Annotated in this window: 14 protein-coding genes; 4 read left to right on the top strand and 10 right to left on the bottom strand. The window is 37.4% G+C overall.

Going from position 1 to position 14060, the window contains the following annotated elements; genetic code table 11:
* Positions 1–424 precede the first annotated feature (424 nt).
* Both A9G09_RS01595 and A9G09_RS01590 read left to right on the top strand, forming a co-directional pair.
* Positions 425–1735 carry a hypothetical protein gene (locus A9G09_RS01595; RefSeq protein WP_141671500.1) on the top strand — a complete coding sequence of 437 codons (1311 nt, stop codon included), beginning with the start codon at positions 425–427 and terminating at the stop codon, positions 1733–1735.
* Positions 1736–1753: 18 nt separating this feature from the next.
* Positions 1754–2302 carry a hypothetical protein gene (locus A9G09_RS01590; protein WP_065633170.1) on the top strand — a complete coding sequence of 183 codons (549 nt, stop codon included), beginning with the start codon at positions 1754–1756 and terminating at the stop codon, positions 2300–2302.
* Positions 2303–2384: 82 nt separating this feature from the next.
* Here the strand turns inward: A9G09_RS01590 and A9G09_RS01585 are convergent, their stop codons facing one another.
* The 10 genes from A9G09_RS01585 to tyrA form a co-directional block, all read right to left on the bottom strand.
* On the bottom strand, positions 2385–2810 hold the full coding sequence (locus A9G09_RS01585) for a F0F1 ATP synthase subunit epsilon (RefSeq protein WP_065633169.1): 426 nt from the start codon (positions 2808–2810) through the stop codon (positions 2385–2387).
* Between the two features lie 26 nt (positions 2811–2836).
* On the bottom strand, positions 2837–4219 hold the full coding sequence (gene atpD, locus A9G09_RS01580; protein ID WP_065633168.1) for a F0F1 ATP synthase subunit beta: 1383 nt from the start codon (positions 4217–4219) through the stop codon (positions 2837–2839).
* A 47-nt stretch (positions 4220–4266) separates the two neighbouring features.
* Positions 4267–5136 (bottom strand): F0F1 ATP synthase subunit gamma, encoded by an 870-nt coding sequence (atpG, locus tag A9G09_RS01575; RefSeq protein ID WP_065633167.1) that lies wholly within the window; start codon positions 5134–5136, stop codon positions 4267–4269.
* A gap of 14 nt (positions 5137–5150) precedes the next feature.
* Positions 5151–6692, bottom strand: coding sequence for a F0F1 ATP synthase subunit alpha (gene atpA, locus A9G09_RS01570; RefSeq protein WP_065633166.1), 1542 nt, complete (start codon positions 6690–6692; stop codon positions 5151–5153).
* An 11-nt stretch (positions 6693–6703) separates the two neighbouring features.
* The gene (gene atpH, locus A9G09_RS01565; RefSeq protein WP_065563774.1) at positions 6704–7237 is read right to left on the bottom strand and encodes a F0F1 ATP synthase subunit delta; all 534 of its coding nucleotides are present in this window, start codon (positions 7235–7237) and stop codon (positions 6704–6706) included.
* A gap of 13 nt (positions 7238–7250) precedes the next feature.
* Positions 7251–7721, bottom strand: coding sequence for a F0F1 ATP synthase subunit B (gene atpF, locus A9G09_RS01560; RefSeq protein WP_065563773.1), 471 nt, complete (start codon positions 7719–7721; stop codon positions 7251–7253).
* 24 nt (positions 7722–7745) lie between these two features.
* Positions 7746–7976 (bottom strand): F0F1 ATP synthase subunit C, encoded by a 231-nt coding sequence (gene atpE, locus A9G09_RS01555; protein ID WP_034901511.1) that lies wholly within the window; start codon positions 7974–7976, stop codon positions 7746–7748.
* Positions 7977–8012: 36 nt separating this feature from the next.
* On the bottom strand, positions 8013–8795 hold the full coding sequence (gene atpB, locus A9G09_RS01550; RefSeq protein ID WP_065633165.1) for a F0F1 ATP synthase subunit A: 783 nt from the start codon (positions 8793–8795) through the stop codon (positions 8013–8015).
* Positions 8796–9045: 250 nt separating this feature from the next.
* On the bottom strand, positions 9046–10383 hold the full coding sequence (gene glmM / locus A9G09_RS01545; RefSeq protein ID WP_065633164.1) for a phosphoglucosamine mutase: 1338 nt from the start codon (positions 10381–10383) through the stop codon (positions 9046–9048).
* A gap of 158 nt (positions 10384–10541) precedes the next feature.
* On the bottom strand, positions 10542–11663 hold the full coding sequence (gene tyrA / locus A9G09_RS01540; protein WP_065633163.1) for a bifunctional chorismate mutase/prephenate dehydrogenase: 1122 nt from the start codon (positions 11661–11663) through the stop codon (positions 10542–10544).
* A gap of 114 nt (positions 11664–11777) precedes the next feature.
* Between tyrA and xthA the strand changes: the two genes are divergently transcribed.
* Together xthA and xseA are read left to right on the top strand one after the other, a co-directional pair.
* Complete coding sequence (gene xthA, locus A9G09_RS01535; RefSeq protein WP_065633162.1) at positions 11778–12584, top strand: exodeoxyribonuclease III; 807 nt, start codon at positions 11778–11780, stop codon at positions 12582–12584.
* 31 nt (positions 12585–12615) lie between these two features.
* Positions 12616–13968 carry an exodeoxyribonuclease VII large subunit gene (xseA, locus tag A9G09_RS01530; protein ID WP_065633161.1) on the top strand — a complete coding sequence of 451 codons (1353 nt, stop codon included), beginning with the start codon at positions 12616–12618 and terminating at the stop codon, positions 13966–13968.
* The last annotated feature ends 92 nt before the right edge of the window (positions 13969–14060 follow it).

Here is a 14060-nt window from a genome sequence, read left to right as displayed (position 1 = left end):
GCAAAAGAAATTTTAAAATACGTTGATAGTAAGTGAGATGAAAACCATATCTTAACAAACATTTACATTAAATTAGATTACAAAGCGATTAAACCTATTTATCATGTAAAATAGGTTTTTTGTAAGATAATTCTCACAACATTTAACCAAATGACTAAAGATAAATAAAATTATCCAATTGAATTTTATGAAAAAATTAAGTAAATCGCTGCAAGGAGTAGCAAAAATATGTTAAAATGTGGTCTTAATCGGGCATCGGGCATCGGGCATCGGGCATCGGGCATCGGGCATCGGGCATCGGGAAATTCTCAATCATCATTTAATCAGTGCTAATTTTTTAGTTTCTAATTTAGTCTTCTTTTCAAGCATTTTATCGTTCAATTCCATATTATTTTATCTTAAACGTATAAGTGCGGTTATTTTTTTGTTTTATTACATAACACCAGTCCATGCTTTAACCACCAAAACAGCAAATATCATACAAGGATATAAACCAGAATTTGTTATAACTGATGCTGCGCAAAATAAATTAGGTTTCACAATTGGCAGTAAAATCTATAGTGAGTATGCTGGTAATATTAATAGTTCAATTGTTAATCCTTTTTCTGCAACTAATAAATTAAGTGATTTTATTGTACAAAATTATACTGCTAGTAATTTGAATGTAGCAGAAAATTATGCTGATAGAGATGGCGATATAGCAAATTCACAACCATTTAATATAAATCCAATCAAGTACACTTGGTATGATGCCACTGGTCAAGAAATTCCAGCCTCAAATTATGGCAACATGATTGGCTGTGATAGTAATTTCAAATTACCATTAAAATTAAAAATTTATACTGACATAAAAGCTTTGTCACAATATGGTATACCGAATGAAGGCGAGTGGCGACGTATTGAGAAAAACTATCAAATTGAACCTAAGGGTATATGTTATTTATCGCCAAATGCGATTAAAGTTTTCCCGTATGAACAATGGATTGGTTACGATACTTCAGGAAGACATGAGGATACAGGAATTGCAGATGGCGATAGTAATATTATATATGGCTGGAATAGTAGTAATATAACTCAGCCCGATGCTACATATGGTGGTGGTTTTACTGCTGATTATGTTCCAGATAAAGGTTTTAGAGCTCGGCCTATTAGTTCCAATAAATTTTTTCCAACTACGGGTTTTGTTGGGGCTCAATTTCAATTAATCATGGAGGGAGCGCAAAGTGATTATAGTTACAGTGTTCCAGTTAATCCTGGTAATGCAGTGACAGTAGATAGTATAGGTAATGTTCTATTCATTGCAAAACCAACAGGTAAAGTCACTGTGCGAGCAACATTACGCAAAAATAATGTTAATTATTATTTTGATTATAGTTTTATGCCAACTGATGTTTGGGCTAAACCTTATAATCAAAGTACTGATTGGCAAACTGCGACAGTAGTTTGTAATGGTGCATATAATGTCTTATCAAGTTCAGAATTAACTAATTCTAGGGTTTCGTCTCAGCGTGGTTACGCATTCACCCGTGCTATTGGTGGCGGTATATTTAATGAATGGGGCAGAACAGAAAAACTTTCTTATCCAAATTCTAATTGGGAACGTGCATGGTTCTTAACTAGAAATACAACTTCTGATGGAACTCGTCGTTATATTGTTTCTTCATATATGGGAGATATCTATTTTGATGATGGTTCTAATTTAGGTTGGGTAATTATGACTGCATGTCGAGGCTGATGAATTATAATATTTTGTATGAATATCTCTGAAAAACTCAATTTACAACACCAATTTAAGGGTATTTTACTTTTTAAAGAAGGTGTGTTTTTACGTAGTTATAATCAAGGTGCTTATGTTTTAACACAGTTATTTGGTTACGCTTTAAAATTACAAACGGCACGACTGAAAAAATATCAAAATAGATGGGTTATTGCTTGTGCCTTTCCATTAAATAAGCTAAGCGAACGATTGCCAGAAGCCGTGTTAACCGATTTTGGTGCTAAACTGGAATGTACCTATCAAATTGATGATTATCAGCAGTGGTATGAGCGACGTTGCCGTGAAGAGAGCAGAGCGAAAGTAAAGGCAAAAGCCAGCAACGAGTCGTTGCAAACGAACGAGAAGCAGGCGTCGGAGCAAAGCGCTGTTGTTTATTTAAACAATAATTATGTAAAGTTAACCTCTCAACAAATCGCTTATCTTCGATCATGGCAGTCTGGTGCTTACCCGATTGACGTTGATAGATGTTTTATTGAAAGTTTAAAAAATAAAATACTTGCAGGTTTGTCTAAAATTAATAGTTAACATTTAACACTTAGTTCAAATGTAAAAAAGGTTACAAATCTAATTTTTGTAACCTTTTTTAAGTTTGGATAGGGTAACTCAGTTATTGTCCAATACGGCGAGTTAATTCGATGACTCGGATTTTTGCCAACGCTTTTGACAGTTCGGCAGAGGCTTGTGCAAATGACATATCATCACTCGGATGATTAATATGCTCTTGCGCTTGTCTTACTGCTTCTTGGGCTCTGGCTTCGTCTAAGTCTTCTCCACGAATAGCGGTATCGGCTAAAATCGTTACAAGGGTTGGTTGCACTTCTAAGATGCCACCTGATAGATAGATAAACTCTTCTTCACCATCCGCTTTCACAATGCCTACCATACCCGGTTTAATCATGGTAAGTAGTGGGGTATGACCGGGATAGATCCCAAGTTCACCTTCTTGTCCTGTGACTCTGATTCGCTGAACATCACCTGAAAAAAGGTGAGATTCAGCACTAACAACTTCTAATTGATAGGAAGTTAGTGCCATAATGCTCTCTCCGTTCTATAAATCTCTTAGAGAGATTTTGCTTTTTCAATCGCTTCGTCGATTGAACCAACCATATAAAATGCCTGTTCAGGAATATGGTCATAATCACCGTTCATAATACCTTTAAATGCACTGATGGTGTCTTTTAATGGTACGTATTTACCTGGCGAACCAGTGAATACTTCCGCAACGAAGAATGGTTGAGATAAGAAACGTTGAATCTTACGTGCACGAGCAACAGTTAATTTATCATCTTCTGATAATTCATCCATACCAAGGATTGCAATGATATCTTTTAATTCTTGATAACGTTGCAAAATTGACTGTACGCCACGAGCACAATCGTAATGTTCTTGACCAACAACAAGTGGATCTAATTGACGACTTGTTGAGTCAAGTGGATCAACCGCTGGGTAAATACCTAATGATGCGATTTGACGACTTAATACGATTGTTGCATCTAAGTGAGCAAAGGTTGTTGCTGGTGATGGGTCAGTTAAGTCATCCGCTGGTACATATACCGCTTGGATTGAAGTAATTGAACCTGTTTTGGTTGAGGTAATACGTTCTTGAAGAATACCCATTTCTTCTGCTAGTGTTGGTTGGTAACCTACTGCAGATGGCATTCGTCCTAATAAAGCTGATACTTCGGTACCGGCTAGGGTATAACGGTAAATATTATCGATAAATAAGAGTACGTCTTTACCTTCGTCACGGAATTTTTCAGCCATGGTTAAACCGGTTAATGCAACACGTAAACGGTTTCCTGGTGGCTCATTCATCTGACCATAAACTAACGATACTTTATCAAGTACGTTTGATTCTTTCATTTCGTGATAGAAGTCGTTACCTTCACGTGTACGTTCACCCACACCAGTAAATACTGAGTAACCTGAGTGTTCGATCGCGATGTTACGAATTAACTCCATCATGTTAACGGTTTTACCAACACCCGCACCACCAAATAGACCAACTTTACCCCCTTTAGCAAAAGGACAAATTAAGTCGATAACTTTGATGCCGGTTTCAAGTAATTCTGTTGAGTTAGCCAATTCTTCATAACTTGGTGCTGCACGGTGAATCGCCCAACGCTCTTCTTCACCAATAGGACCTGCTTTATCAACAGGATCACCAAGTACGTTCATAATTCGGCCAAGTGTTTTTGTTCCCACAGGAACTTCTATGCCGTGTCCTGTATTTACTACTTTAAGTCCACGTCTTAAACCATCAGATGAGCCCATTGCAATACAACATACAACGCCACCACCTAATTGTTGCTGAACTTCCAGAACTAATTTTTCAGTGCCGGTTTCCACTTCTAATGCATCATATACCTTTGGTACAGCATCTTCAGGGAATTCGACATCAACCACCGCACCGATGATCTGGACAATCTTTCCAGTAGCCATTTTTAATCCTCTACGTCTTTTTCTTAACTATTAGCCAATATTTAGCCTTAACCTGAAACAGCAGCGGCACCCGATACAATATCAATTAATTCATTGGTAATTGCACCTTGACGTGCTTTGTTATACGCAATTTGTAATTCATTGATTAAGTTTGCACCGTTATCGGTTGCTGCTTTCATGGCTACCATTCTTGCTGCCTGTTCACTCGCTAGATTTTCAACCACAGCTTGATAGACTTGTGATTCAATATAACGACGTAAAATCACATCTAGTAATGATTTCGCATCTGGCTCATAAATATAATCCCCTGATGAAGCTTTAAGCTTTTCATCATCTGAATGTGGTAATGGTAATAACTGCTGTATAGTTGGCTTTTGTGACATGGTATTAATAAATTTATTGGTGACAATATATAATCTATCAACCTTGCCATTGTCATATGCCTCAAGCATTGTTTTTACCGGTCCAATCAAATCAGATAATGTTGGTTCATCACCTAAGTTGGTTACTTGGGTTAATATGTTCGCTTTAACTGATGAGAAAAACGATACCCCTCGTGATCCAATTAAAGCGACATCAGACTCAACACCTTTTTCCTGCCATGCTGACATATCAGCAATGACAGTTTTAAAAAGATTAATATTTAAACCACCGCATAAACCACGATCGGTTGAAATGATAAGATAGCCAACTCGCTTAACATCTCTTTCTTCTAAATAGGGATGTTTGGCACCTATTTGAGCTAACGCTAAATGTCCAATTACTTCACGAATCATTTCAGCATATGGTCGGCTAGCTGCCATTCTATCCTGCGTTTTACGCATTTTAGAGTTGGCAACCATCTCCATTGCTTTAGTGATCTTTTGTGTACTTTGGATACTGGCAATTTTCGTTCTAATCTCTTTTGCATTAGCCATTTGTTATCCCATCCTTACCAAGTTTGAGTTGATTTAAAGCTTTCAAGCATTGCTTTTAGCTTATTTTCAATCTCATCATTGTAGTTACCTGTTGCATCGATTTCCTTAACAAAATCGGCATATTGGCTATGGGCATAAGCAAGGAGTGCTGCTTCAAATGGTAACACTTTAGTCAGTTCAACATCTTCAAGATAACCACGTTCAGCAGCGTAAAGCACAATTGATTGCTCAGCAACTGTCATTGGTGAATATTGCTTTTGTTTGAGCAATTCAGTTACCTTTTCACCATGGCTTAATTGGTTTCTTGTTGCTTCGTCTAAGTCAGATGCAAACTGTGAGAAAGCTGCTAATTCACGATATTGTGCAAGTGCTGTACGAATACCGCCTGATAATTTTTTCATTATCTTAGTTTGAGCCGCACCACCAACACGAGAAACCGAAATACCCGGGTTTACCGCAGGACGGATACCTGAGTTGAATAAGCTGGTTTCAAGGAAGATCTGACCATCTGTAATTGAAATTACGTTAGTTGGTACGAACGCTGAAACGTCACCCGCTTGAGTTTCGATAATTGGTAACGCAGTTAATGAACCGGTTTTACCTTTTACTTCGCCTTTTGTGAACTCTTCAACATAAGCTTCGTTAACACGAGCTGCACGTTCAAGTAAACGTGAGTGAAGATAGAACACATCACCAGGATAAGCTTCACGTCCAGGTGGGCGACGAAGTAGTAATGAAATTTGACGATAAGCAACTGCTTGTTTAGATAAATCATCATAAACAATTAGTGCATCTTGACCACGATCACGGAAGTATTCACCCATCGCACAACCTGCGTAAGGTGCTAAGTATTGTAATGCTGCTGATTCAGATGCTGATGCAACAACCACAATGGTATTTTTAAGTGCACCGTGCTCTTCGAGTTTACGTACTACGTTAGCAATAGTTGATTGTTTTTGACCGATTGCGACGTATATACATTTAACACCTGAATCACGTTGGTTAATAATGGCATCAATTGCTAAAGCAGTTTTACCAGTTTGACGGTCACCGATGATAAGTTCACGTTGACCACGACCAATTGGAATCATTGAGTCAACCGCTTTATAACCAGTTTGTAACGCTTGGTCAACGGATTGACGGTCGATAACGCCTGGCGCAACGACTTCTACAGGTGAGAAGCCGTCATGTTGAATCGAACCTTTACCATCAATTGGTTCACCAAGTGTGTTGATAACTCGGCCTAATAAACCATCACCTACTGGTACCTGTAAAATACGACCAGTACATTGTACTTTCATCCCTTCAGACAAGTCTTCGTATGGTCCCATGACCACCGCACCAACAGAATCTCTTTCAAGGTTTAATGCCATTGCATAACGGTTGCCGGGTAATGCAATCATTTCGCCTTGCATGACATCAGTTAATCCGTGGATTCGAAGGATACCATCACTTACTGATATGATTGTTCCTTCATTGTGAGCATCACTCACAATATTGAACTGAGCGATTCGCTCTTTAATTAGTTCACTTATTTCAGTTGAATTTAGCTGCATTATCAGTCCCCTTAAGACTGTAGAACGTCATTTAGTCGATTTAGACGTCCTCTGATACTACTATCAATAACCATATCGCCCGTACGAATAATAAAACCAGAAATGAGCGATTTATCAATATGACATTTTAGTTTTACTTTTCGTGATAAACGTTTTTCGACAGCGACAGAAATTTTATCAAGTTGTTCACTGGTCAGCTCATTGGCAGAAATTACATCAACGTCTGCCTGTGCTTCTCTTTCTAAACAGTATTGCTCAAACAGTGTTAACACTTCAGGAAGAAGGGATAAGCGTTTGTTTTCAGCCATCACTTTAATAAAATTAGTGCTAAACTCATCAAGTACATCCTTACAGATGTTAATGAGTAAGTTCGCCACTGAATCGGTTTTCATGTCAGATGTTAAAATACTTTTTATTTGAGCATCTTTGCTCACTTCAGCAGTTAACACTAACATTTTGTGCCATGATTCGATGCTATTTTTTTCAACAGCAAAGTCGAAAGCGGCTTTAGCATAAGGGCGAGCAATCGTAATTAAGTCAGCCATTGCTCTATTCTCCTTATAGTTCAGCTACGAGTTTATCAATGATGTCGCTGTTAGCGGCTTCATTAACAGAACGTTCAATAATTTTTTCTGCACCGGCAATAGCGAGTGTAGCAACTTGTTGTTTAAGCTCTTCACGAGCGCGTTTACGCTCAGCTTCAACTTCAGCAAGTCCTTGAGCAACAATCCTTTCTTTTTCACGAGTAGCTTCTTGTTTAGCTTCTTCAAGAATGGCTGCTTTGCGTTTATTCGCTTGCTCAATAATTGCATTAGCCTCAACCTTAGCCTGTTGCATTATGTCAGATGTATTTGCTTTGGCTAATTCCAAATCTTTTTTTGCTGTTTCTGCTGAAGCAAGTCCTTCAGCTATCTCTTTTTGGCGTTTTTCAATCGCGCGGATAACTGGAGGCCAAACAAACTTCATACAGAACCAAACAAACAATACAAATGTAATTGCTTGGCCGAGGAGAGTTGCGTTCATATTCATGAGACGATTCCTCTTAAAATTTTATTAACCTGCAACAGCAAAAATGACATATAGTGCAATACCTACACAAATCATTGGAATCGCATCAACTAGACCCATAACAATAAAGAATTGAGTACGTAACATAGGCATTAATTCTGGTTGACGTGCAGCACCTTCTAAGAATTTACCACCTAGTAAACCAATACCAACTGCACCACCAATTGCAGCTAATCCCATCATTATGCCTGCGGCTACAAATAACATACTATCCATTATATACTCCAGTTTATTATCAAAAAAATAGTGAAATTAATGATCTTCCGTTGCCGATGCCATTGCTAAATAGACGATCGTCAACACCATAAAAATAAATGCTTGTAATGTAATAATTAAAATATGGAAAATGGCCCACGGTAATGATAATACCCACTGTGACCACCAAGGCAATAGTGCAGCAATTAAGATAAAGATAAGCTCACCTGCATACATGTTACCAAATAGTCGAAGACCTAAAGATACCGGTTTAGCTAAAAGGCTAACTAACTCAAGCACTAAATTGATCGGCGCAAATGCCCAATGATTAAATGGATGCAAGGTGTATTCTTTAATAAACCCTGAAATCCCTTTATATTTGATTGAATAAATGACGATAAGTGCAAACACGCCGAGTGACATTGACATTGTAATGCTAACATCAGCTGTTGGTACCACTCTTAAATGAGAAAGACCTAACCATTGCGCTGCATAAGGTAGAAAATCAACAGGGATAAGGTCCATTAAATTCATTAAGAAAACCCAGATAAACACTGTTAAAGCAAGTGGAGCGATGAGTTTATTTTGACCTGTAAACATGTCTTTGACAGTATTATTAACAAATTCGAAGATCATCTCGACAGCACATTGTAGTTTACTTGGTACACCACTGGTTGCTTTTTTGGCTACACGGTGGAAAATCCACAAAAAGATAACACCAAGTAAAATTGAGAAAAATAATGAATCAAGATTAAAGGTCCAAAAACCCGAGCCCACCTGCAAGTTCTCAAGGTGATGCTTAATATAAGCTTGTGGTGAAGCTGGAGAGGAAACTGACATATAACCCTCTTACCTATTTCTAATAATAAAAAAACACTGCTTATTTTTAACCTTAAAAGGTATAAGCAATCGCTGTAATAACCGAAGCTACTATTTTAAACCCAATTGCCTATATTAAGTCAACAACTGATTAACAAAATTAAGAATTTAGACACTTTTTACTAATTTTGTGTAAAGAATAGAAGCTGTAAGAATAACTTTATTAGAAATATTACCCCATCAATAGCTAAATTAATGGGGATAAATGGGGCTAATTTTGCGCTTTGACTGCTTGGGCAATTTGTTCAGCTAGGTTTTGAACTTCGGATTGATCGGTTCCTTCTACCATAACTCGAATAAGCGGTTCTGTGCCTGATTTACGAATCAAAACTCTACCATGGTTACCAAGTTGTTGTTCGGCTTGTTCAATAGCGGTTTTTACTGTATTACTTTGTAGAGGATCATGTTGGCTTGTGAATCGAACATTGATTAATACCTGCGGCAACATAGTCATACCACTACAAAGATCGGCTAAAGACATATTATTGTGTACCATTGCAACCAATACTTGTAAACCAGCAACAATGCCATCGCCAGTTGTGGTTTTATCTAGTAAAAGGACATGTCCAGAATTTTCAGCACCGAGTCGCCAGTTTTTTTCAATCAGTTTTTCTAGTACATAACGATCGCCAACTTTTGCTCTTTCAAATGGGATACCCAGATTTTTTAGCGCTAGCTCAAGTCCCATGTTACTCATTAATGTGCCGACAACGCCGCCTTTCAGTTGCCCTTGTCTTAAAGCTTCTCGGGCGACGATATAGATGATCTGATCTCCATCAACTTTGCAGCCTTTATGATCGACCATAATAATGCGATCACCATCACCATCTAAAGCAAAACCTAAATCCGCTTTTTCATCAATTACACGTTTGGATAATGCTCTAATGTCTGTAGCACCGCAATTATCATTGATGTTGACGCCATCTGGTTCACAACCGATTTTTATCACGTTGGCACCAAGTTCACGTAATACTTTAGGGGCGATATGGTAGGTTGCCCCATTAGCACAATCGACAACAATTTTTAAACCAGATAAGCTAAGATCATGGTTAAAAGTACTTTTACAAAATTCAATATAGCGGCCAGCAGCATCAGTAATACGACTAGCTCGGCCGAGTTGTTTTGATTCAACGCAGTCTATTGGTTTTTCAAGCTGAGCTTCGATCTCTAATTCAATTTCGTCATCAAGTTTTTTACCCTCTGTCGAAAAAAATTTAATACCGTTATCATAAAAAGGGTTATGTGAAGCTGAAATGACAACCCCAGCATCTGCACGAAATGTTCGGGTTAAATAAGCAATAGCAGGCGTTGGCATTGGTCCAGTAAAAGCAGCAGCCACGCCCGCAGAAGCAAATCCTGCTTCTAAAGCTGATTCAAGCATATAACCTGAAATGCGGGTATCTTTACCGATAAGAACTTTTTTTACTCCATCTTTCGCTAATACGCGACCGGCAGCCCAACCTAATTTAAGTGCAAAATCTGGCGTGATAGGATATTGACCCACTTTTCCTCGAATTCCATCGGTTCCAAAGTATTTTCGATTCGACATGTTTATTCCCTCACACAAAAGTATTTTTGATTTACCCATTTATAATGAGTAATTTTTATTATTAAACATTAATAATTAATAATCACACGCCAATAAGGCGCAATTAATGACTAATTTATCGTAAAATATTTAAATTTTACTGAATGTTAATTGTAATTTTAATCTCGATTATCATTGGCAAATTTTAATAAAACTTGGCTCTCTTTTATAAATCGCTCGGCATAAGGACCAAACCATTTGGTGACTTCATTAAAATTTTCAACAAATTTAGTCTTATCTCTTTGTTCAATTAATTTCACCATTTGGCCAAAACATTCATAATAGCGTTTGATTAGTTCAATATTATCATCTGATGCCATGATGATATCGGCATAGAGCTCTGGATCTTGAGCAAATAAACGACCGACCATCATGAGTTCTAATCGATAAATCGGCGATGATAGAGCAATAAGCTGCTCCAAATCGGCTTGTTCACGTTGTAGATTAACGCCATATGAAAAAGAGGTGAAATGGCGTAAAGCTTGAATAAACGACATGCATTTATCATGTTCTTTAGCGTCAATTGCGCATAAGTTAGCACCCCAAATTCGCATTTGTTCGATAAGCCATTGGTATTTTTCTGGATAACGACCTTGGCAATAAACAATAATTTGTTTGGCAAGATTGGGGACATCTGGACCAAACATTGGGTGTAATCCAACTACTGGCCCTGAATGTTTATCAAGCATGGCTTGTAATGGTTTGGCTTTTATAGACGTGAAATCAGTTAAAATACAATCTTTAGGTAATGGTGGTAATTGATGAATAATATCACACGTTTTATTGATAGGAACCGTAACTATTACTACAGCTGCATCAGCGACAACTTCAGCAGCTTGATGCATGGTTTTTGAACCTAAGGTTTTAACTTCATAACCTGATAGGGTAAATAGTTTGGCAAATAGTCTTCCCATTTGACCATTACCACCAATGATGACAATCGAGCCTTTGCCGTTGTAAACTTTTTTAAAACCTTTGTCGTTTTCACTGATATAGGATTCACGCATTAACCGACGTAAAATATCTTCTATTAAAGAGGCGGATACACCTATATTTTGTGCCTCTTGTCGTCTTTTTGTTAACATTTCAGCTTCACGTTTTGGATCATATATTGGAATACCATGTTTACTTTTTACTTTGCCAACTTCGGCAACTAGCGCTAATCGCTGATTAATTAACGATAAAATTGCTTTATCAACTTCATCAATTTTATCGCGTAGTGTGAGTAATTCCGTTGACATAGATGGGATTCCTTTAGCACAAATTGAAGCTTTTACTGTAATAGCTTAACAGTATAACGTATTTTTGGTAGCATGAGTCAATGACAACGTTAATTCCAGTATAATAAATTTATTATGAAAGTTATCTCATTTAATATTAATAGTCTTCGCGCCAGAATTCATCAACTCGCTGCGATTATTGATACCCATCAGCCTGATATAATTGGTTTACAAGAAACGAAAGTCCATAATGATCAGTTTCCGGTTGAAGAGTTAGCCCAATTTGGTTATCACTTACATTATCATGGGCAGAAAGGGCACTATGGTGTTGCACTTTTAACCAAGCAACAGCCTATATCAGTACAATGTGGCTTTCCAACCGATGAACAAGATGCCCAATGTCGTTTAATCATGGCACAGTTACCCACCAATGAAGGTAATTTAACGGTGATTAATGGTTATTTTCCTCAAGGCGAGAGTTTACATCATGAAATCAAGTATCCAGCAAAACGTAAGTTCTATCAGGATCTGATTAATTACCTAAAACAGCAACAATTAAGTGAACAGCTATGTTTAATTATGGGCGATATGAATATTTGTCCAACTGATATTGATATTGGTATATCAGACGATAGTCGTAAACGTTGGCTACGTACTGGTAAATGTTCGTTTTTACCTGAAGAGCGAGATTGGATGAACAATTTAATGTCGCTTGGCTTTACGGATACTTATCGCAATGAACATCGAACAAAACAAGAATATTCTTGGTTTGATTATCGTTCCAAAGGCTTTGATACCGGTACTGGGCTTCGAATTGATTTAATATTAGCCAGTCCAAAACTATTATCTCATTGTCAGCAAACAGGTATTGATTATGAAATTCGGGCAATGGAAAAGCCGTCTGATCATGCGCCAATTTGGGCAGAGTTTGATTTAGTTTAAGTTTATACACCTATTTAGTAAGGATAATAGCATGCAAAATAGTTCAATTTTATCAGTTAAAGATCTTAATCAAATGGTAAAAGATGTACTTTCAGATGCTATTGGCCAGATTTGGTTAGTGGGTGAGATTTCTAATTTTTCTCGCCCATCATCAGGTCATTGGTACTTCACGCTAAAAGATGATGCAGCTCAAGTGCGATGTGCTATGTTTCGTAATAGTAATTTTCGAACGGGCTTTACTCCACAAAATGGCCAGCAAGTTTTAGTTCGAGCAACTGTCACACTTTATGAAGCACGCGGTGAATATCAACTGGTGATTGATAAGCTACAACCAGCAGGTGCAGGTTTATTACAACAAAAATTTGAACAGTTAAAGCAAAAACTATCCGATGAGGGACTATTTGATGCTATTTATAAAAAAACCTTACCGGATAATATTCGAACAGTAGGTATTATTACTTCATCAACCGGTGCAGCACTACATGATATTTGTCAGATATTAAAGCGCCGAGATCCAAGTTTGCATTTAATTATTTATCCAACACAAGTACAAGGTACTGAAGCTGCCGCGCAAATTGCTCGAATGATTGAAATTGCCAATATTCGGCAAGAATGTGATGTATTAATTGTTGGTCGTGGAGGGGGATCGTTAGAGGATCTTTGGTCTTTTAACGAAGAGGTCGTAGCAAGAGCGATTTTTGCCAGCCGTTTGCCGATTGTCAGCGCAGTTGGGCATGAAATTGATTTTACCATTGCTGATTTTGTCGCTGATGTTCGAGCTGCTACGCCTTCGGCTGCTGCTGAATTAGTTAGCCAAGATAGCTTAGATCAAATAAAGCGGCTACAGATTCAAGAACAGTATTTATCTATGGCTATTGATTACTATTTAACAAGATGTCGTGAAATGTTAAATAAAGGGTATCATCGATTACAAACTCAACATCCGCAAGCAAAGTTAGCCAAACAGTTAAATGTGTTATTAACTTATCGTCATGCCTTATATGACAATATTCAGCAATATTTGCTTCGACAAACAAATCTCTATAATTATTTAGATAAAAGATTGTTACGTGTCTCTCCGCAAAATACGATAAGCGCTTTACAGCAGACAATTAATCAACGTCAGCAACAAATAATCCATCTGATTGAGCAAAAATTTACTCAATCACAACATCAATTTGCCTTACAAACCTCACAGCTTAATAGTGTTAGTCCACTTGCCACATTAGAAAGAGGTTATTCAGTGACCACAACGGTTGATAATGCGGTAGTTGGCTGTGCTGCACAAGTTACCGTTGGTGATTTCATCATTACCAGGTTAAAACAAGGTAAACTTGTTAGTCAAATTACTACAATTGATGATAAAGATATCACCTCAAAGTAATCTCAGTGAATATAAAAATTAAGAGTATTCGATCTAAATTAAATAAGCTTTATCACAAGGCTGATATTTAAATTGATTGTTCACTGTATTTA

The organism is Gilliamella sp. wkB292, from assembly GCF_001690235.1.
GTDB lineage: Bacteria > Pseudomonadota > Gammaproteobacteria > Enterobacterales > Orbaceae > Gilliamella > Gilliamella apicola_F.
Note: the sequence above shows the minus strand (reverse complement) of the source record. Positions and strands in the feature narration are given on the sequence as shown.

Bases quoted from the DNA above. Each gene is read 5' to 3' on its own strand.
- A9G09_RS01590 (WP_065633170.1), top strand. From the start codon at position 1,754: ATGAATATCTCTGAAAAACTCAATTTACAACACCAATTTAAGGGTATT.
- A9G09_RS01585 (WP_065633169.1), bottom strand. From the start codon at position 2,810: ATGGCACTAACTTCCTATCAATTAGAAGTTGTTAGTGCTGAATCTCAC.
- atpD (WP_065633168.1), bottom strand. From the start codon at position 4,219: ATGGCTACTGGAAAGATTGTCCAGATCATCGGTGCGGTGGTTGATGTC.
- atpG (WP_065633167.1), bottom strand. From the start codon at position 5,136: ATGGCTAATGCAAAAGAGATTAGAACGAAAATTGCCAGTATCCAAAGT.
- atpA (WP_065633166.1), bottom strand. From the start codon at position 6,692: ATGCAGCTAAATTCAACTGAAATAAGTGAACTAATTAAAGAGCGAATC.
- atpH (WP_065563774.1), bottom strand. From the start codon at position 7,237: ATGGCTGACTTAATTACGATTGCTCGCCCTTATGCTAAAGCCGCTTTC.
- atpF (WP_065563773.1), bottom strand. From the start codon at position 7,721: ATGAATATGAACGCAACTCTCCTCGGCCAAGCAATTACATTTGTATTG.
- atpE (WP_034901511.1), bottom strand. From the start codon at position 7,976: ATGGATAGTATGTTATTTGTAGCCGCAGGCATAATGATGGGATTAGCT.
- atpB (WP_065633165.1), bottom strand. From the start codon at position 8,795: ATGTCAGTTTCCTCTCCAGCTTCACCACAAGCTTATATTAAGCATCAC.
- glmM (WP_065633164.1), bottom strand. From the start codon at position 10,383: ATGTCGAATCGAAAATACTTTGGAACCGATGGAATTCGAGGAAAAGTG.
- tyrA (WP_065633163.1), bottom strand. From the start codon at position 11,663: ATGTCAACGGAATTACTCACACTACGCGATAAAATTGATGAAGTTGAT.
- xthA (WP_065633162.1), top strand. From the start codon at position 11,778: ATGAAAGTTATCTCATTTAATATTAATAGTCTTCGCGCCAGAATTCAT.
- xseA (WP_065633161.1), top strand. From the start codon at position 12,616: ATGCAAAATAGTTCAATTTTATCAGTTAAAGATCTTAATCAAATGGTA.